The sequence below is a fragment of the Tessaracoccus sp. genome, from assembly GCF_016714275.1.
Classification (GTDB): Bacteria; Actinomycetota; Actinomycetes; order Propionibacteriales; family Propionibacteriaceae; genus Arachnia.
Genome location: NZ_JADJNP010000001.1, coordinates 971895 through 990785 on the forward strand (window position 1 = coordinate 971895; position 18891 = coordinate 990785).

An 18891-nucleotide genomic window follows, 5' to 3' on the forward strand; every position below is an offset into this window, starting at 1 on the left:
ATGACAGAGAAGCTCATGTGGAAGGTCTACGCCGGCCTCCTCGGGGCGGCGACGACGATCGTGGCGCAGAAGCTTGTCACGCAGGCGTGGATCGCCTCGACGGGCAACAACCCGCCGGACCCGAACGACCCCGAAACCCCGCTCACCCAGGCCCTCATCTGGGCAGTCGCGAGCGGCCTCGGCGTCGGCATCTCGCAGCTCGCCATGAACCGCTTCATGTCGCGGCGCTGGAAGGCGAACTTCGATCACGCCTCGCCGGGCCGGCTGCGTAACAAGCTGGATATTTGAGTCTCGACGCGCCGAGTGCGTGACTACACGCAGTCGACGCAGTACTTGAGATCGCCCTTCGTCTCGGCCAGCTGGGACATGGACTTCACAAGGAAGCATGAGGCGCACGTGAACTCGTTGGCCTGACGGGGCAGCACCCGGACAGTGAGTTCTTCGTGCGAGAGGTCGGCGCCGGGCAGCTCGAACGACTCGGCCGCCTCGACCTCGTCCTCGTCAACCTTGCCCGAATTCTTGTCGTTGCGACGCGACTTCAACTCCTCGAGGGAGTCCTCGCTCATCTCCTCTTCGGACTTGCGGGGTGCATCGTAATCGGTTGCCATCCGGTCGCTTCCTTTCTCGCCGCGGAGGGACATGTGTACCACATGGCCACGGGGCCGTGCTCTCCCCGGGCGCCCATTGTGCCCGGTGAGTCAAGTGCGTGCCACGACTCGCCCATCAGCGCTGGTAAGTTTGGCGCGAACTGTCAGAGGTCGACGGACGAGGAACCATGGAAAACGCATTCTCTCCCCGGGAGATTCAGGCGCGCGTCCGCTCCGGCGCGTCGGTCGCGGACATCGTGAGCGAGTCCGGTCTCGACCCCGCCCGCGTCGAGGCCTTCGCCGGCCCGGTCATGGCCGAGCGCGAGCACATCGCCTCCTCCGCGCGTGCCGCGACGGTCCGCCGTCGAGGAGAGTCCGGCATGCACCGCAAGCTCGGCGACCTCATCGCGCAGCGACTACGCGCTCGCGGCATCGACGACGACCACGTCAGCTGGGACGCCTGGCGCCAGGACAACCTCAAGTGGCGCGTCGTCGCGACCCTGCCGGGGGAACTCGAGGAACGCAGGGGCGAGTTCGTGTTCGACGCCAAGGGCCGGTTTTCCGTCGCCGACAACACCGACGCTCGCTGGCTGATCGGCGAGGAGCAGGTGGGAGCGCGCCCCGAGGAGGAGAACACCGTCGACCTCAACGACGAGCTCGCCCTCGTCCGTGCGATCGCCGAGCCGACGCCCGAAGCACCGGGCGGTGAGGTCCCCGTCTCCGACCTCATGCACGACGGCAACGAGGACACCTCCCAGCTGGACCGCCTCTACGACATGCTGAGCGGCATCAGCGAAGACTCGGTGCGGATCTACACCGGTATCTACGACGCCCCGGCCGACGCGCCGCTGGAGGCCACGACCGACGTGTTCGAGGAGGAGGTCGTCGACGTGGAGATCACCGAGACGATCACGGTCTCATCCGAGGACACCGCCACCCCGGCCGAGCCGGTTGCCGAGCCGACTCAGGAAGCGCTCGTGGAGACCGACGAGCCGGGCCCCGCCCCGAAGCCTCGCGGCCGCAAGAAGCGCGCCTCGATCCCCTCCTGGGACGAGATCATGTTCGGCGGACCCAGCGCTCCGCCTCAGTCTCATTCCTGACCTCCGTCTATTGGTTTCGACACGGACCCGGCGCTTCGCGCGGGGGTCCGGCTCAACCAGCGGGAAGGTGGCGCTCGCGCGTCGGCTCAGACAGCGGTCGTGGACAGCCGCTCGGCGCCGCTGTACGCGTTGAACGACGGCGCGCGGACGAAGCCCAGCAGGGTCATTCCCGCGGACTGCGCCAGCTCCACGGCGAGCGACGACGGTGCGGAGACCGCAGCCAACGCCGGAATGCCGGCCATCAACGCCTTCTGCGTCAACTCGAAGCTGGCCCGCCCCGAGACGACGAGCACGCACCCCCGCGCGGGCAGCATGCCGTTCAGCAGCCCCCAGCCAACCACCTTGTCGACGGCGTTGTGACGCCCGACGTCCTCGGCGATGCGTAGCGCCGTGCCGTCGGCGCGGAAGAGGCCCGCGGCGTGGAGGCCTCCGGTCCGCGCGAAGGCGCGCTGGCCCGCCCGGAGCAACTCGGGGAGCCGCACGACGAGCGCGGGGTCGAGGCGAACGGGATCGTCGGCGACCGGCCAGCGTGTCTGCTGCTCGATGGCCTCGATGCTCGCCTTCCCGCACACCCCGCACGAGGAGGTGGTGTAGAAGTTCCGGGTGGGATCGACGACGGGCGCCGGCACGCCGTCGGCCAGACGAACGTCGAGGACGTTGTAGGTGTTCTGCGGCTGCCCGGAGTCGTCGTCCACGACCGAGCCCGCGCAGTACATCGCCGCCCGCACGTCCTCGGGGCCGACGATCACGCCCTCGGTGAGAAGGAAGCCGTGAGCGAGGTCGACGTCGTCGCCGGGCGTGCGCATCGTGACGGCGAGCGGGGTGCCGTTCAACCGGATCTCCAGGGGCTCCTCGACCACGAGCGTGTCGGGCCTGCGGGTGGCGCCCGCGTCGTCGCCGACGGTGAACCGTGTGACGGGGCGCTTGACGGTGATGCGGCCCACTCAGTCCTCCTGGTCGAAGGGCAGCGGGTCCGGTGCGAGCGTCGCCTTGGCCCGGAACGCCGTCATGCGCCGACGGTGATGCGCGCGGCACAGCACCTCGTAGCGCACCTCTCCCCCGCCCTCGGTGTCACCCACGACGACCTGCGAGCCCTCCGTGACCATCAGCCCGTCAACGGTGCGGGCGTTGTGGGTGCCCCGCGCCCCGCACCAGCAGAGCGGGCCGAGCGGCAACGTCTCGACGCGGTCCGCGAGCTCGACGAGCCGCTGGGAGCCAGGGAAGAGGCGGGTCCGAAAGTCGGCGAGGATCCCGAAGGCGTACACGTCGAGCTGGAGTTCATCGACGATGCGGGCGAGCTGGTCGATGTGGTCGCGGGTGTAGAACTGCGCCTCGTCGCACACGATGTAGTCGACCCGCTGGCCGCTGGTGAGCTCGCCGATGACGTAGCGCCAAAAGTCGAAGGACTCGTCGACCTCGACGGCCTGCGCGCTCAGGCCCAGCCGTGACGTGATCAGGCCGGAACCCGCGCGGTCCTGCGACGTGAACACCCGCCCCTTTCTGCCGTGCGTTGTCTGCGTGTAGTCCAGCTGCAGGGCCAGCGTCGACTTGCCGCAGTCCATGGGGCCGGTGTGAAACACGAGCTCAGCCACGCGTCGCCTCCCGTTCGATCAGGTCCTCGTAGGCCTCGACGTAGCGCTCCGCGGTGCGCTCGGGGCCGAGGTCGGGAAGCAGTCTGGCAGACGCCGCCGACATCGCGCTCCTCCGGGCCGGATCCATCAGCGCCCGGAACCCGCGGGCCATCGAGGCCACGTCGGGGCCGGTGAGCAGCGAGCTCTCCTCGGACAGCCCGACGGTGAGCCTGTCGTCGCAGTAGAGGACGGGCAGCGCCGCGGCGACCGCCTCGGTGATCACGAGGGCCTGCGAGTCGAACCGGTAGGAGCTCAGCACGAGCGCGTCGGCGTTGACCAGCTCATAGGCGATCGCCTCCAGCGACGACAGGTGCCACCGGAAGTCGATGTTGTCGGCGCCGTGCGCGAGCGCTTTCAGGGCATCGCGCTGGTCGCCGTCGCCGACGATCACAAGTTCCGCCTCCGGCAGGTTCGCGCGTCGGAACGCCTTGATCAGGACGTCGAGCCGCTTCTCCTTCGCCAGCCGGCCGATGGAGAGGAAGCGCACGCGCCTGTCGTCGCGCTCCCGCTTCACCTTCTTGATGGCGCGCTTCATGCCGCGGTTGTAGCCGGTGGGCACGACGTAGCTGGGGAGGGGGCGGCCGGCCGCCTCGTCGATGAGGTCGCGCATGAAGGGGCTGGGCACGGTGTAGGCATCGACGTGCTGGGCGATCTCGGCGAACGAACGCCAGTCCGTGCGCGCCGCGAGGCCCCCCGTCTCGTGGTGCGCCGACGGCAGCCGGGGCGGCGGCACCTGGCGTCGGCTGGCAGGACGCAGGGCGGGCAGCACGAGCACCTGGTAGCTGAGGGTGCCGAAGATCGAGCCTCGCACCGTTTTGTGGGTGCCCGCGATGTTCGCATGGAAGGTGTGCAGATGCGGGATGCCCTGGAGCCGGGCGAGGCGGGCGCCCAGCACGAGGGCGCCGCGTTCGGTCTGCGAGTGGATGATGTCGAAGTGCGCGATGTCACTGATCAGCCGGGCCCGCCGCTCGGAGCAGTGCAGCACGCTCAGGTGTGCGGGCGTGCCCTCGATGTAGATGGTGGGGCACTCGATGATCCGCCCCAGTCTCGGCTTCTCCAGATGCCGGTCCGGCGCGATCAGCGTGACCTCGTGGCCCAGCGCCGTCATCTCCTCCAGCTGGGTCTGCACGGACCGGCCGATGCCGCCGGACGCGGGAAAGAAGTCGTCGATCAGGATCGCGATGCGCAGCCCCGTCACGAGGTGCCGCTGACCATGAGCAGGGGAACCTCCATCTCCGCGGGCGTGAGGGAGCCGTGCATGCCGACGAGGCCGAACTCGCCCGGCGTCCGTCGTGTCATCACCGCGAAGTCCTCTGTCATCGCGGCGACGACGTCGCCGATGCGGGCCGCGCTGAGGTCGGTCACGAGCGGTCCGAACCATCCCGCATCGATCGCCTCCTCCCTGCGCAGCACAGAGGCCCGCTCGCCGAGGACCGTGCGCCATGACACGGCCAGCGCGCGGGCGTCGTCGCCGTAGACGTGGCGGAATCGGGGCTCGCCGCCGACGGCGGAGTGACCTGTGAACCGCGGTTCGTCCTCGAGCGTCAGGCGCGACGGTTCGGGCACGTTGATCATGCCGTGGTCACCGGTGACGAGCAGGCAGGTATCGGAGGGCAGGGCGTCGGCGAGGTGCGCGACGAGGTCGTCGACCTGTGCGAGGCGGTCAAGCCACTGCCAAGAGCCGACCCCGAAGCCGTGCCCGGTGTGGTCGAGCATGCGCTCGTAGCAGTAGACGACGCGGCTGTGACCGAGAGCCTCGTCGACGAGCCCGCCCACCTGATCGAGGCTGCTCTCATCGGTGACGGGCAGGAGCGTCGTGCCGGCGAATGCGAGGCGCGTCAGGGCGCTGCTGGCGAACCGCGCGAGGGTGACCGCCGAACTCTTGTGCCCCTCGGTGGCGAGGCGCTCGAAGACGGTGCGGGCCTGCGCGAAGCCCGGCACGTCGTCGGGGCCGCCCTCCCAGGTCAGCGCGTTGATGACGCGCTCGACGGTGGGCTCCCGGAAGCTGTAGCCGACGACGCCGTGCTCGCCGGGCGGAAGCCCGCAGCCGAGTGAGGTCAAGGACGTCGCCGTCGTCGACGGCGCGCCGCAGGTGAGGCGCGTGGCCCGCGGCAGCAGGGCCGCCATGGTCTCCGCGTGGTCCGCGTGCGCGACGAGCTGGTGCCAGCCAAGACCGTCGACCAACAGCACAACGTAGCGCTCGGCCGAGGGCAGCAGGATCGTCGGCTGGGTGCCGCGCAGGCGTGCGGCGACGCTGGGGAGCAGGTTGCTGAGGGCGAGGTCAGGGTAGCGCGGGTCGAGGAACGACGCGCTCATCAGCCGATCACGCCCTGGAGCCGCATGCCGAAGGAGACGAGCTTGCCCGCGTTCGCGCCGTCGGCTTGGGGGCTCATGCGCACGGTGATGTCGTCGGGCTGCAGGACGCCCGTGTAGCCATGGTCGGCCTCGCAGCGAGGATCCTCGCAGGACGCGGGCCCGAGGTCGATCCGGCGCGCCGCGCCCCAGACGATGGCCAGCCACGCCTCGGTGAGACCCAGCAAGCGCTCCGGGTCCGACATCGCCCTCGTCACCAGCACCGAGGTGATGGCGCGGAGCGCGACGACCTCCGAGGTGGCGACCGCCTCAGCGCGTCCGTTCTCGCCCTCGTCGACGTGGCAGATCAGCAGCTGGGTCTTCGTACGAATCAGGACGGTGATGTGGCGGTGCAACTCCCCGTTGGTGAACGTCGCCTCATGCTGCACAAGGTGGTCGAGCACGTCCTGCGCGCCAAGACCCATCATCGCCGTCTGGGCGACGAGTCGCGGATAGAACCCACACTCCGAGATCTCCTCGCGCAGCGCGTCGGGCAGGGTGAGGGCGGATTCACGGGGCAAGGTCACCTGCCCATCATGTCACGGACGTGACGTGACGCCGGACACCCCGTTAGGTTTGGGGACATGCCATCACGCCCCTTCATTGCCGCCCGCGTTGAGGACCGGTTCAACCGGATCTTCAACCGCGTGCTGCTCCGGCGTGGATGGCAGGAGTCGATCCTCGCGTTCACCGGCTACGGCAACGGCGAACAGCTGCGGATCCTCGCGCGCGTCGTGCTGCGTCCCTCGAAGGCCGACCCCATCGTTCTCGCCGCAACCGAGGCGCTCGACCGGCGCGGCTGGCACAACTTCATGAACGCCGCCCGGGTCGGCGCACGGGTGACGGTGGTTGTCGGCGATGCCCGGGTCGAGGTGGAGGCCGACCGCGGCGGCTACGTCGACGTCCGCGTCCGCAACCCCGGCCTCGCGCCGGGCTGGCACGACGTCCGGCTCGAGGGCGCCGGCGGAGCGGTCGCCGAGGCGCCCGTCCAGGTGATCGCCGACGATGTCACCTTCGGCATCGTCAGCGACATCGACGACACGATCCTCTCGACGTCGCTCCCCCGCCCCCTCGTGGCGGCGTGGAACTCGTTCGTGGTCCGCGAGCAGGCGCGGCAGGCCGTTGAGGGCATGGCGCGGCTCTACCAGCAACTCCTTGCCCAGCATCCCGGGGCGCCGATCGTGTTCGTCTCTACAGGGGCCTGGAACACCTATCCGATGGTCCAGCGCTTCATCGCCCGCCACGGCATCCCGGCCGGTGCCATGCTGATGACCGACTGGGGCCCGACGAACACGGGCTGGTTCCGCAGCGGCGTCGATCACAAGCGCCGTTGCCTGCGCGAACTGGCCCGCGACCTGCCGAACATCCGCTGGCTGCTTGTCGGCGACGACGGCCAGCACGACCCCGATCTCTACGCGGAGTTCGCGGCCCTGCAGCCCCGCCACGTACGCGCCCGCGCCATCCGACAGCTCACGCCGGGCGAGCACACACTGGCGCACGGCCTGCCGATGGAGGTGCCGTCGTCGGACCACAGGTGGGAGCCGAAGACGGCCCCCGAGGTGCGCGCCCCCGACGGCGACGGCCTCGGCCAGGAGCTCCGCCGCGTCCTGTAGGCGTACCTATCCCCAATCGGAGAGGTCCGTGGCCGCGCGACCGCCGCGCGACGCCACAGAGAGCACGGTCAGCGCGGCGTCCACCGCATCGTCGCCCAGCCGGGCCCGCCAGGCGCCGACTTCGGCGCGGAAGCCCTCGGCGGAGAGCTGGAGCATCTCCCTGCCCCGCGCCGACGGGGCGAGCAGCCGCTCGCGCCTATCCTGCTCGTTGACGCGCCGCTCGATCAGGCCCAACTGCTCAAGCCCTTGGGCGGTCTTGGCCGCGGCCTGCTTGCTCACGCCCAGTCGCTCGCCCAACTCGACGCTGGTGCAGCCCGCGCCGATGGCCTGCATCGCGAAGCCGTGGCCGGCCCGGATCCCAGGGAAGCCCTGCTGCGCTAAGCCCTGGTGTACGGCGTCGACGAGGTTGCGAAACGCGGACATCAGGAGAAACGGCATCGCGAGGTCGTCTGTCGGATCCATGCGGCCGATCCTACCCCTTGTGGTCAACCTCGTTGACCATATATAGTCAATCGTATTGTCTATCCAGGAGGAGCCATGCCCCATCTGACCAGCCTCACCGCCCGCACCTTCCAGCTGCACGGCGTGACGTTCTCGTCCTACTCCTCGTCCGCCACGGGCGCCACCCGCATCGGCGCCTGGCGCGCGGAGTTCTCCCCGCGCACCCCCGGGCAGGCCCACACGATGTCCGAGGAGGAGGTGCTGTACGTGCTCGCCGGTCAACTGGCCGTCGAGGTGGCCGACGACCACTTCACCGCGGAGGCCGGCGACGCCGTCCTCGTGCCCGCCGGCGCCCGGTTCCGCGTCAGCAACGACACGGACCAGCCTGCCCAGGCATGGGTCACCACCAGTATCGGCATGACCGCAGCCCTGTGCGCGGGCGGCGAGCAGCTCACCCCGCCCTGGGCGCAGTGAAGAAGGCCGCGCGCCGGTCCCACGGTGAGCAGGGGCTCCTCGGCTAAGCTTCGCGCGTTGGAATCCCGAGGTGCGCTAGGAGGCGGCACGTGGCGAAGCAGCCGGCCATCGACGAGGAGCTGGAGGAGCACATCGTCGACATCGACGTGACGCAGGAGATGGAGACCAGCTTCCTCGAGTACGCCTACTCCGTGATCTACTCCCGCGCGCTGCCCGACGCCCGCGACGGGCTGAAGCCCGTGCAGCGCCGCATCCTGTTCTCCATGGACGAGATGGGCATCCGGCCGGAGCGGGGGCACGTCAAGTGCGCCCGCGTCGTCGGCCAGGTGATGGGCGTGCTGCACCCGCACGGCGACGTCGCCATCTACGACGCGCTCGTGCGCATGGGACAGCCGTGGGCCATGCGGCTGCCGCTCATCGACGGCCACGGCAACTTCGGCTCGCTCGACGCCGGCCCCGCGGCCATGCGCTACACCGAGTGCCGCATGGATCACCCCGCGGTCGCGATGACCCGCGGGCTCGACGAGGACACCGTCGACTTCAAGCCGAACTACGACGGCAAGGAGGCCGAACCCGTCGTCCTGCCCGCCGCGTTCCCGAACCTGCTGGTCAACGGCGCCACCGGCATCGCCGTCGGCATGGCAACCAACATCGCGCCGCACAACCTGGTCGAGGTCATCGCCGCCCTCCAGCAGCTGCTGCGCAACCCCCGCATCGAACTCGACGACCTGATGCGCCACATCCCCGGCCCGGACTTCCCGACGGGCGGCAAGATCGTCGGCCTCGACGGCGTGCGCGATGCCTATACCGCCGGCCGCGGCACCTTCCGGATCCGCGCGACAACCCGCATCGAGAAGGTCTCGCCGCGGCGGATGGGCATCGTCGTCACCGAGCTGCCGTACATGGTGGGCCCCGAGAAGATCATCGAGCAGATCAAGAAGGGCGTCGATGACAAGAAGCTGACCGGCATCGCCGACGTCAAGGACCTGACGGACCTCACGCATGGCATGCGCCTCATCATCGAGGTCAAGAACGGCATCAACCCCGACGCGCTGCTCGAACAGCTGTACAAGGTGACAAAACTTGAGGACACCTTCGCGATCAACGCCGTCGCGCTGGTCGACGGCCAGCCGCGCACGCTGTCGCTCAAGGAGATGCTGGAGGTCTACCTCGACCACCGGCTCGAGGTCACGCTGCGCCGCAGCAGGTACAAGCTGGGCAAGGCCGAGGAACGCCTCCACCTGGTGCGCGGCCTCATCATCGCGATCGCCGACATCGACGACGTCATCGCCATCATCCGTAGCTCCGCCGACGCTGCGGAGGCCCGCGAGCGCCTCATCGGCGCCTTCGACCTCACCGAGCCGCAGGCCACCTACATCCTCGACATGCAGCTGCGCCGGCTCACCAAATTCTCCACCATCGAACTGGAGAAAGAAGCCGACGAGCTGGGCGCCACCATCGCGGGACTGCGCGAGATCGTCGAAGACAACGCCGTCCTGCGCCGCGTCGTCGGCCAGGAGCTTGCCCAGGTGGCGAAGGAGTTCGGCACGCCCCGCCGCACGGTGCTGCTCGCGTCCGCAGGCGCACCCGTGGCGCAGCGCGCGCCATTGGAGGTGCCCGACGCCCCCTGCTGGGTGCTGCTCAGCGGCTCCGGCCTCGTTGCCCGCACCGACTCGCTCGGCGAACTCGCCCCGGAGGGCCGCTCGGCCCACGACGTGGTCGTCGCCAAGGTGAAGACGACGGCGCAGGGCGAGTTCGGCGTCCTCACCAACCGCGGTCGGCTACTGCGCTGCCCGGCCATCGAGCTGCACACCGTTCCATTGACGGCGTCGGCGCCCAACCTGCAAGGCGGCAGCCTCGCGCACGAGCTGTGGCCGCTGGAGCCCGGCGAGCGCCCGCTCGGCCTGACAACGCTTTCGCCGGAGTCACGAGGGCTCGCCCTCGGCACCCGGCGCGGCGTCGTCAAGCGTGTCAACCCCGAACTGCTCGGCAAGGACGCGTGGGATGTCATCCGCCTGGACGACGGCGACGAGCTCGTGGGCGCCGTCGAGCTGACCGACGACGCCGCGGACCTTGCGTTCATCACGACGGACGCGCAGCTGCTGCACTTCCCGGCCGCGTCGGTGCGCCCCCAGGGCCGCGCTGGCGGCGGCATAGCGGGCATCAAGCTGGCGCCCAAGGCGTCGGTGGTCTTCTTCGGCGAGGTCAACCCCGCCACCGACGACGTCGTGACCATCTCCGGCGCATCCAGTTCCCTGCCGGGCACGGAGGCGGGCCTCGCGAAGGTCACGCCCCTGGCCGAGTACCCTGCCAAGGGCCGCGCCACCGGAGGCGTACGCGCTCACCGGTTCCTGAAGGGTGAGGACACGCTGCTCCTGGCAGCCATCGGCCCACGCCCGATGGTCGCCGCGGCGGCTAGCGGGTCCCCCGTCGATCTGCCGCCGCCGGACGGACGCCGCGACGGCTCAGGCACCGCCCTCTCCCAGCCCGTTGCCATGCTGGCGGGGCGCGCGGGTGCCGTCGTCGTTCCCGCCGCGGCCGAGGTCGACACCGGCAACGACACACTTTTCGACTAGGCTCCCGGAGACGGGCGCACGTCCCGAACGACACATCCGGAAGGACTCGCATGAGCTTTGACGACCTGCTCGCGGCCAACGCCGAATTCGGTGCCAGCTTCACCGACGGCTACTTCGACGGCATCGCGAAGGCCGGTGTTGCGCTGGTGACCTGCATGGACTCCCGCATTGAGCCGCTGCGCATGCTCGGACTGAAGCTGGGCGATGCCAAGATCCTGCGTTCCCCCGGCGGCCGCGTCTCGGCCGAGGTCCTCACCGGACTCGTGCTCAGCGTGCAGCTGCTCCAGGTCAATCGCATCATGATCGTCCCGCACACCCGATGCGCAATGGCGACGGGCACCGACGCCGACATCCGCCGCAAGATCGCGGAGAAGACCGGCGAGGACACCAGCTGGATCTCGTTCGGCGCGAATCCGGACCAGATGGGCCGGCTGAAGGAGGACGTCGACATGGTCTCGCGGCACCCGCGGATCAGGGGCGAGGCCGAGGTCGGGGGCTTCATGTACGACGTCGACACGGGTCTGCTGCGTCAGATCATGTGACGCCGGCCTAGCCAAGAAGGACGCGGTGGGCCTCCCGGATGTGCCGGTCGACGCGCTCGGCGGCGAGATCGCCGTCGCCCTGCCTGATCGCCTCGAGGATCGCGCGGTGTTGCTGGTTCAGCCGTTCGCGGAAGCGAGGCCACGTGTCTAGCTCGCGTTCGGCCACGAGGATCTGAGTCGCGACGGCCTCACGGATGGCGACTGTGATGTCGCGCATCAGCCGGTTGGCTCCCGCGCCGGCGATGGCCAGGTGGAACGCGGTGTCGAGTTCGTTGAAGGTGCGTTCGTCGGAGCTGGCGGTCATCTCGGCGAGCAGCCGTTGCAGCTCCGCGAGGTCGGCGGCGCTCGCCTGCCCCGCGGCTGCCCGCGCCGCGCCGCGTTCCAGGAGAACGCGCGTCTTGGTCAGTTCATCGAAAGACACCGCGCCCAAGGCCACGTGTAGCCGGAGCACTCTTCCCAGCGCGATGCCTTGACCCGTCGCCACTCTTGTGCCGCCACCGGGACCGGCCTGCGATGTGACGACCCCCTGAGCCTGGAGCACCTTGATGGCCTCGCGGACGGCGCTCCTGCTGGCCCCTAGCCGCGAGGCCAGGTCTCGCTCGGTGGGAAGACGTTCCCCCGGCTGCACCCCGCCGTCGAGGATTTCCGAGGTCAGGTAGTCCAGTACTGCGTCGAACCCACCCGTTGTCATGTGCCCATTGTGCTGCATGCGCGGAGGCGTCTCGTGAGATGACCACGGAAATTCGGGGGATGGTCTGACCAATTGGCCGAAACGTCTGCTATTTTCTGGTCAGACCAGTCTTTTGGTTCCCACAGACAACGGAGTCCTCCATGTACCAACCGGAGATCGCCCCCTTGGGCAACCTCACCCTTTCGGCGCTCGTCGCGCTCATTCCCCTGCTCGTCATGTTCTTCACCCTGGGCGTTCTGAAGTGGAAGGCCCACTTCGCCGGGCTCGCCTCCCTCGGCGCCGCGCTGGTCGTCGCCGTCGTCGCGTACCAGATGCCCGTCGGCCTCGCCTTCCTTGCCGCCAGCGAGGGCGCGGTGTTCGGCCTCTTCCCCATCACCTGGATCGTGTTGACGGCCATCTGGCTCTACCAGGTGACCGTGATCAGTGGCAGGTTCGAGGACCTCCGGGCCACCTTCGGCCTGATCTCCGAGGATCCCCGCATCCTCGCCATCCTGATCGCCTTCTGCTTCGGCGGGCTGATGGAGGCCCTCGCCGGGTTCGGCGCTCCCGTCGCGATCACCGGCGTCATGCTGATGTCGATCGGCTTCTCCGCATTCCGCGCCGCCATGGTCGTGCTCCTCGCCAATACCGCTCCGGTCGCATTCGGCGCCGTCGCCATCCCGATCATCACCGCGGGCAACCTCACCGGCATCCCCTACCAGCAGATCGGCGCCTACGTCGGCCACCAGTCGCCGGTACTTGCGCTGTTCGTGCCGCTCCTGCTCGTCCTGCTTGCCGACGGCCGGCGCGGGCTGAAGCAGGTCTGGCCCGCCGCGCTCGTGATCGGTTTCTCGTTCGCCATCGCCCAGTGGATCTCCGCCACCTACCTCTCCGTCGAGCTGACCGACGTCATCGCCTCCCTCTTCGCGCTGGCCATGGGCGTTGTCTTCCTCCGCTTCTGGAAGCCCCAGGGTGGCGAAGAGGCACTGGAGCGCCTCGCCGCGGAGCGCGCCGCCGAACGCCTGACCGACGTCGCGGCCGACGACCACTCCGCCCCGACCGGCTCCCTCACCGGCGGTCGCATCTTCATGGCACTGTTCCCGTACCTGCTGGTCATCGCGATCTTCTCCACGGCAAAGCTCGTGCCCGCCGTCGTGAAGTTCCTCGCCTCTACGGACCTCAAGATCAAGTGGCCCGGCCTCTACGGCAACCTGCTGAACAACGCGGGCGAGCCCAGCTCGTCGGCTATCTACAACTTTCAGTGGCTGTCCAGCCCCGGCACCCTTCTCGTGATCACGGCCCTCATCGTCGGCGTCGTGTACCGCGTGTCGCTCCGCGACATGTTCGCCGAACTCGGCCGCACCGTGCACAAGATGCGCTGGTCCGCGCTGACCATCGCGACAGTGCTCTCGCTGGCCTATGTCATGAACCAGTCGGGCCAGACCATCACGATCGGTGCCTGGATCGCCGGGGTCGGCGCCGCGTTCGCGTTCTTCTCTCCCATCCTCGGCTGGATCGGCACCGCCGTCACCGGCTCCGACACCTCCGCTAACGCGCTGTTCGCCACGTTGCAGCAGACGACCGCGGAGAAGGTGGGCCTCGATCCCACCCTGCTGGTGGCAGCCAATACGACCGGCGGCGTCGTCGGAAAGATGATCAGCCCGCAGAACCTGGCCATCGCCTGCTCCGCCGTCGGCTTGCTCGGTGCCGAATCGTCGCTCTTCCGGCGCGTCATCTGGTGGAGCCTTGGCATGCTTGTCGTGTTGTGCCTGCTGATCGGTCTGCAGTCCACGCCCGTTCTGAGCTGGATGCTCCCCGTCTTCAACTAGGAGGAGGTCGCTTCCATGGCCACCGGACCCACCGTCGCGCTGTTCGCGACCTGCATCAACGACACCATGAAGCCGTCCATCCCCATCGCCACGGTCAGGGTGCTGGAGAGGCTCGGCTGCCGGGTCGTCTACCCCGCGCGGCAGACCTGCTGCGGCCAGATCATGACCAACACGGGCTACTGGAAGGAGGCCCTGCCGACGGTGCGCAACTACGTCGCTTCCTTCGGTGACTACGAGTACATCGTCGGTCCGTCTGGTTCCTGCGTCGGATCCGTCCGGCACCAGCACGAGATGCTCGCCCGGCACGCCGGTGATGAGCCGCTCGCGGAGGATGCAGCGGCGGTGGCGTCGCGGAGCTATGAGCTCAGCGAGTTCCTGATCGACGTGCTGGGCGTCACCGACGTCGGCGCCTACTTCCCGCACCGCGTCACCTATCACCCGACGTGCCACTCGATCCGCGTCGCGAAGGTGGGTGACCGCCCCCTGCGCCTGCTGCACGCCGTGCGGGGTATCGAGTTGCTCGACCTGCCCGGGGCGGAGCAGTGCTGCGGGTTCGGCGGCACGTTCTCGGTCAAGAACCCGGATGTGTCGATCGCCATGGCGACGGACAAGGCGGCCAACGTCGCCTCGACCGGCGCCGAGTACCTCGTCGCCGGCGACCAGGCGTGCCTGATGAACATCGGCGGCGTGCTGCACCGCGAGCACGCGCCCGTCCGCACCATCCACCTCGCCGAGATTCTCGCCAGCACAGAGGAGGACCCCCGATGAGCACCACCGCTGCCCGGCGCACGCCGGAGCCCGGAACCTGGCTCGGCATCCCCGAGTTCCCCAAGGCCGCCAAGGCCGGCCTCGCGAACGCCCAGCTCCGCAAGAACCTCGCCCACGCGACGACGACGATCCGTGCCAAGCGCGTCGCCCGCGCCTCCGAGGTGCCCGATTGGGAGGACCTGCGCACCGCCGCAGCCCAGATCAAGGACCGCGTCGGCCGCCACCTGGACACCTACCTACTCCAGGCAGAGGCGGCCATGACCGCCGCGGGGATCACTGTGCACTGGGCCCGCGACGCCGATGATGCCAACCGCATCGTCGCCGACATCGCCAAGGTAAAGGGCGTCGACGAGGTTGTGAAGATCAAGTCGATGGCCACGCAGGAGATCGACCTCAACGAGGCCCTTGAGGCCGAGGGCATCGCGGCGTGGGAGACCGACCTCGCCGAGCTCATCGTGCAGCTCGGCCACGACCTCCCCAGCCACATCCTCGTGCCCGCTATCCACCGCAACCGCAGCGAGGTGCGCGAGATCTTCGTTGAGGAGATGGGGCGCTACGGCACACCTGCCCCCGAGGGCATCTCGGACAACCCGCCGGAGCTGGCGGAGGCGGCCCGCGTCCATCTCCGCGAGAAGTTCCTCCGCGCCGAGATGGCCGTCTCCGGCGGCAACTTCATCGTCGCGGAGACGGGCACGCTCGTCATCGTCGAGTCGGAGGGCAACGGCCGGATGTGCCTGACGCTGCCGAAGACGCTGGTGTCGGTCGTCGGCATCGAGAAGATCGTGCCGACCGTCGAGGACCTCGAAGTGTTCCTCAAGCTGCTCCCCCGGTCGTCCACGGGCGAGCGGATGAACCCGTACACGTCCATGTGGACCGGCGTGACCGAGGGGGACGGCCCGCAGGACCTGCACGTCATCCTGCTCGACAACGGCCGCAGCCGCGTCCTCTCGGACCCGACGGGAAGGGCGGCGCTGCGGTGCATCCGCTGCTCCGCATGCCTCAACATCTGCCCGGTCTACGAGCGGGTCGGCGGTCACGCGTACGGCTCCCCGTACCCAGGCCCGATCGGCGCGATCCTCGGCCCGCAGCTCAGAGGCCTCGACGACGCGCGCGACCGAGCCCTGCCCTTCGCCTCGACGCTCTGCGGCGCCTGCAACGACGTTTGTCCGGTGCGGATCCCGTTCACCGACATCCTCGTGCACCTGCGGCACAAGGTGGTCGAGCACAAGACGGCGGACCACGCCACCGGCGAGCAGGCGATCATGAAGACCGCGGCGTGGGTGATGTCCGACGGTGCCCACCTGGCAGAGGCCCAACTGGCGACCCGCACCGCGGGTGCGGTGTTCGGGAAGAGATGGCTCGGAAAGCTCCCCATCCCCATCGCCTCCCGCTGGCTCCGCGCCCGCGACGTCGAGGCGCCGCCCAAGCAGACGTTCCGCCAGTGGTGGAAGAAGAACCGCGAAGGAGATGCACGATGAGCGCGGCGCGAAACGAGGTCGTCGGGACGCAAGGCACGGCGCGCGATGAGGTGCTCCGGAGGGTGCGGGCTGCGATCGCGGACGTCGCCGAACCGGATCCCGCAGCGGACGTGCCCGTGACGTGGGTCTACGGACGGCACCTGGGAACCGTCGACGTGCTCGCCGACTTCGTGGAGAAGGTCGAGGACTACAAGGCGGGCATTAGCCGGTGCCGGCCGGACGAGGTGCCCGCGGCCGTGGTCGCGGCGCTGGCGTCGTTCGACGTCACGAGCGTTGTCCTGCCTGCCGGCATCCCGCCGGAGTGGACCGATGCGGTGGAGGGGGCGGGCATCGAGGTCCGTCGCGACGATCCGCCGCTCACCTCGCAGCAGTTGAACGGAACGGATGCCGTGGTCACGACCGCGGCCGTGGGCATGGCGGACTCGGGGACCATCGCCCTCGACCACGGTCCGGGCCAGGGCCGGCGCGCGCTGACGCTCCTCCCTGACGTGCACGTGTGCGTCATCGCGGCGGACCAGGTGGTCAGCGATGTACCGGAGGGCATCGCGCGCCTCGCCCCGGGCCTTCGCGCGCGTCGTCCTGTGACCTGGTTGAGTGGAGGATCGGCGACGAGCGACATCGAACTCGACCGCGTCGAGGGTGTCCACGGCCCCCGCCATTTGGCGGTGGTCCTGGTCACCCCCGCTGGCTGAGCCGCCTCACCGCTGGTTGAGCCGGACCCCGCGCGAGCGCCAGCGGTCAGGCGTCGATGCGGTCGGCGTCGAGGGCGTAGGCGCCCTCGATGATGAACTCCTTACGGGGGGCGACCTCGCCGCCCATCAGCATCTCGAACACGTGCTCGGCGGCGTTGGCGTCGTCGACGGTGATCCGGCGGAGCGTGCGGTGGGCAGGACTCATGGTGGTTTCCTTGAGCTGCGAGGCGTCCATCTCGCCGAGGCCCTTGTAGCGCTGCGGCTCCTTGAACTTCTGCCCACGCTTGGTGAGCTCGGCGAGCTTCCGCTGGTACTCCGCGTCGGAGTACGTGTAGATGTACTTGTCCTGGCCCTTGCGCGGGTTGGTCAGCTCGAAGCGGTGCAGCGGCGGGACAGCGGCGTAGACGCGTCCGGCCTCGACAAGCGGGCGCATGTAGCGGAAGAACAGCGTCGCGAGCAGGCAGCGGATGTGGGCGCCGTCGGAATCCGCGTCGGCCATGAAGATGACCTTGCCGTAGCGGGCGGCGTCGAGGTCGAACGTGCGGCCGGAGCCGGCGCCGACGACCTGGATGATCGACGCGCATTCGGCGTTCTTCAGCATGTCGCCGACCGATGCCTTCTGCACGTTCAGGATCTTGCCCCGGATGGGCAGCAGCGCCTGAAACTCCGAGTTGCGGGCGACATTGGCGGTGCCGAGCGCGGAGTCGCCCTCGACGATGAACAGTTCGGTCGCGTCGACGTTATTCGACCGGCAGTCCTTGAGCTTCGGAGGCAGCGTCGACGACTCGAGCGCATTCTTGCGGCGCTGGTTCTCCTTGTGGGCGCGGGCCTGGACGCGGGTGCGCGCCGCGGAGACCACCTTTTCCTGCAGTTGCCGCGCCACCTGCCGGGTCTTGTTCGCCGATAGGAACGCGCCCATCTCGGACTCGACGATCCGCGCCACGAGCCGCTGCACCGGCGGCGTGCCCAGCACCTCCTTGGTCTGGCCCTCGAACTGCGGCTCGGCGAGGCGCACCGTGACAACAGCCGTCAGGCCCTCGAGGCAGTCGTCCTTGACGATCTCCTCGCCCGCCTTCAGGAGGCCCCGCGTGCCTTCGAACGACTTCACGAACGCCCTCGTCAGGCCGCGCTCGAAGCCGCTGACGTGCGTACCGCCCTTCGGGGTGGCGATGATGTTGACGAAGGATCGCAGCACCGTGTCGTAGCCGGTGCCCCAGCGCACGGCGATGTCGACGTCGAGGTCGCGCTCGACGTCCGTGGGCGTCATCGCGCCGAACTGGTCGAGCATCGGCACTGTCTCGACGAAGGAGTCGCGGCCCTGGAGCCGGACTATGTCGGTGAGGGGCGCGTCGGGGGCGAGGAAGTCGGCGAACTCGGTGATGCCGCCCTCGTGGAGGAACGACTCGTGGGTCGGCTCGGGACCGCGCAGGTCGGCGACGTCCAGCCTCAGTCCCGGCACCAGGAATGACGTCTGGCGCGCGCGGTCGTTCAGCTGCCCGATCGACAACTCGGCGTCGGCCAGGAAGATCTGCCGGTCCGGCCAGTACCGGACGCGCGTGCCGGTCTTGGCCTTGGCGACGCGCCTGCCCTTGCGGAGCCCTCCGCCCGGGGTGAACGGCGCATCGGGGCCGTCGCCGTCGAACGTTCCGACGACGCCGCGGCGGAAGCTCATCTCCCACGTGGCGCCGTTGCGGTCCACGGCGACGTCGAGGCGCGAACTCAGCGCGTTGACCACCGAGGCGCCGACACCGTGCAGGCCACCGGTCGCGTTGTAGGAGGAGTTCCCGAACTTGCCGCCGGCGTGCAGCTTCGTGAAGACCACCTCGACGCCGCTCAGGCCCGTGCGAGGCTCGGTGTCGACGGGGATGCCGCGGGCGTGATCCGTGACCGCGATCGACCCGTCCGCGGCCAGTTCCACCTGGATCTCCGTGCCGAAGCCGGCGAGGGCCTCGTCGACCGCGTTGTCGATGATCTCCCAGAGGCAGTGCATGAGCCCACGGGTGTCGGTAGAGCCGATGTACATCGCCGGTCGTTTACGCACGGCCTCGAGGCCCTCGAGGACCAGGAGGTTCTTCGCCTCGTACTCGCGGGAGTGCGGCGTCACGCTGTTCTGGGATTGCACCGCGCCAGGCTACCGG

19 protein-coding genes are annotated in these 18891 nt (G+C 69.2%); 10 read left to right on the forward strand and 9 right to left on the reverse strand.

The window, feature by feature from the left end:
* Positions 1-288 carry a DUF4235 domain-containing protein gene (locus IPJ61_RS04495; protein WP_297103596.1) on the forward strand — a complete coding sequence of 96 codons (288 nt, stop codon included), beginning with the start codon at positions 1-3 and terminating at the stop codon, positions 286-288.
* A gap of 23 nt (positions 289-311) precedes the next feature.
* Here IPJ61_RS04495 and IPJ61_RS04500 read toward each other — a convergent pair whose 3' ends face one another.
* Positions 312-608, reverse strand: coding sequence for a DUF4193 domain-containing protein (locus IPJ61_RS04500; protein ID WP_297103598.1), 297 nt, complete (start codon positions 606-608; stop codon positions 312-314).
* A 167-nt stretch (positions 609-775) separates the two neighbouring features.
* Between IPJ61_RS04500 and sepH the strand changes: the two genes are divergently transcribed.
* Positions 776-1687: a septation protein SepH gene (gene sepH / locus IPJ61_RS04505; RefSeq protein ID WP_297103599.1), complete on the forward strand. Its 912-nt coding sequence runs from the start codon at positions 776-778 to the stop codon at positions 1685-1687.
* 86 nt (positions 1688-1773) lie between these two features.
* Here sepH and fdhD read toward each other — a convergent pair whose 3' ends face one another.
* From fdhD to IPJ61_RS04530, 5 genes are read right to left on the reverse strand one after another with little or no spacing between them, the layout of a single operon-like run.
* On the reverse strand, positions 1774-2631 hold the full coding sequence (fdhD, locus tag IPJ61_RS04510; protein WP_297103601.1) for a formate dehydrogenase accessory sulfurtransferase FdhD: 858 nt from the start codon (positions 2629-2631) through the stop codon (positions 1774-1776).
* The gene (locus IPJ61_RS04515; RefSeq protein ID WP_297103603.1) at positions 2632-3279 is read right to left on the reverse strand and encodes a thymidine kinase; all 648 of its coding nucleotides are present in this window, start codon (positions 3277-3279) and stop codon (positions 2632-2634) included.
* The gene (locus IPJ61_RS04520) at positions 3272-4516 is read right to left on the reverse strand and encodes a glycosyltransferase (RefSeq protein ID WP_297103604.1); all 1245 of its coding nucleotides are present in this window, start codon (positions 4514-4516) and stop codon (positions 3272-3274) included. The genes IPJ61_RS04515 and IPJ61_RS04520 overlap by 8 nt, the downstream gene beginning before the upstream one ends.
* On the reverse strand, positions 4513-5634 hold the full coding sequence (locus IPJ61_RS04525; RefSeq protein ID WP_297103606.1) for an alkaline phosphatase family protein: 1122 nt from the start codon (positions 5632-5634) through the stop codon (positions 4513-4515). Before IPJ61_RS04525 ends, IPJ61_RS04520 begins: the two co-directional genes overlap by 4 nt.
* Positions 5634-6197: a DUF5998 family protein gene (locus tag IPJ61_RS04530; protein ID WP_297103608.1), complete on the reverse strand. Its 564-nt coding sequence runs from the start codon at positions 6195-6197 to the stop codon at positions 5634-5636. Before IPJ61_RS04530 ends, IPJ61_RS04525 begins: the two co-directional genes overlap by 1 nt.
* Positions 6198-6254: 57 nt before the next feature.
* On the opposite strand from IPJ61_RS04530, the gene IPJ61_RS04535 reads away from it, so the two are divergent.
* Positions 6255-7283 carry an App1 family protein gene (locus IPJ61_RS04535; RefSeq protein ID WP_297103610.1) on the forward strand — a complete coding sequence of 343 codons (1029 nt, stop codon included), beginning with the start codon at positions 6255-6257 and terminating at the stop codon, positions 7281-7283.
* A 6-nt stretch (positions 7284-7289) separates the two neighbouring features.
* Here IPJ61_RS04535 and IPJ61_RS04540 read toward each other — a convergent pair whose 3' ends face one another.
* A complete protein-coding gene (locus IPJ61_RS04540) occupies positions 7290-7745 on the reverse strand; it encodes a MarR family winged helix-turn-helix transcriptional regulator (RefSeq protein ID WP_297103612.1) in 456 nt (151 codons plus the stop codon).
* Between the two features lie 75 nt (positions 7746-7820).
* On the opposite strand from IPJ61_RS04540, the gene IPJ61_RS04545 reads away from it, so the two are divergent.
* The 3 genes from IPJ61_RS04545 (at position 7821) to IPJ61_RS04555 (ending at position 11316) form a co-directional block, all read left to right on the forward strand.
* Complete coding sequence (locus IPJ61_RS04545) at positions 7821-8198, forward strand: cupin domain-containing protein (RefSeq protein WP_297103613.1); 378 nt, start codon at positions 7821-7823, stop codon at positions 8196-8198.
* Positions 8199-8356: 158 nt separating this feature from the next.
* Positions 8357-10774, forward strand: a complete 2418-nt coding sequence (locus tag IPJ61_RS04550; protein ID WP_297105524.1) for a DNA gyrase/topoisomerase IV subunit A — start codon at positions 8357-8359, stop codon at positions 10772-10774.
* A gap of 50 nt (positions 10775-10824) precedes the next feature.
* Complete coding sequence (locus IPJ61_RS04555) at positions 10825-11316, forward strand: beta-class carbonic anhydrase (RefSeq protein ID WP_297103614.1); 492 nt, start codon at positions 10825-10827, stop codon at positions 11314-11316.
* 7 nt (positions 11317-11323) lie between these two features.
* Here IPJ61_RS04555 and IPJ61_RS04560 read toward each other — a convergent pair whose 3' ends face one another.
* Positions 11324-12007, reverse strand: a complete 684-nt coding sequence (locus tag IPJ61_RS04560; RefSeq protein ID WP_297103615.1) for a FadR/GntR family transcriptional regulator — start codon at positions 12005-12007, stop codon at positions 11324-11326.
* Between the two features lie 140 nt (positions 12008-12147).
* Between IPJ61_RS04560 and IPJ61_RS04565 the strand changes: the two genes are divergently transcribed.
* Genes IPJ61_RS04565 through IPJ61_RS04580 form a run of 4 tightly spaced genes read left to right on the forward strand, consistent with a single transcriptional unit; the run spans position 12148 to position 16753 of the window.
* On the forward strand, positions 12148-13815 hold the full coding sequence (locus IPJ61_RS04565) for an L-lactate permease (protein ID WP_297103617.1): 1668 nt from the start codon (positions 12148-12150) through the stop codon (positions 13813-13815).
* Positions 13816-13830: 15 nt separating this feature from the next.
* Positions 13831-14583, forward strand: coding sequence for a (Fe-S)-binding protein (locus IPJ61_RS04570; RefSeq protein ID WP_297103618.1), 753 nt, complete (start codon positions 13831-13833; stop codon positions 14581-14583).
* A complete protein-coding gene (locus IPJ61_RS04575; RefSeq protein WP_297103620.1) occupies positions 14580-16061 on the forward strand; it encodes a LutB/LldF family L-lactate oxidation iron-sulfur protein in 1482 nt (493 codons plus the stop codon). The genes IPJ61_RS04570 and IPJ61_RS04575 overlap by 4 nt, the downstream gene beginning before the upstream one ends.
* Entirely contained in the window at positions 16058-16753 is a 696-nt protein-coding gene (locus tag IPJ61_RS04580; protein WP_297103622.1) for a LutC/YkgG family protein, read from the forward strand. The genes IPJ61_RS04575 and IPJ61_RS04580 overlap by 4 nt, the downstream gene beginning before the upstream one ends.
* 46 nt (positions 16754-16799) lie before the next feature.
* Here IPJ61_RS04580 and IPJ61_RS04585 read toward each other — a convergent pair whose 3' ends face one another.
* A complete protein-coding gene (locus IPJ61_RS04585; RefSeq protein WP_297103623.1) occupies positions 16800-18875 on the reverse strand; it encodes a DNA gyrase/topoisomerase IV subunit B in 2076 nt (691 codons plus the stop codon).
* Positions 18876-18891: the final 16 nt, after the last annotated feature.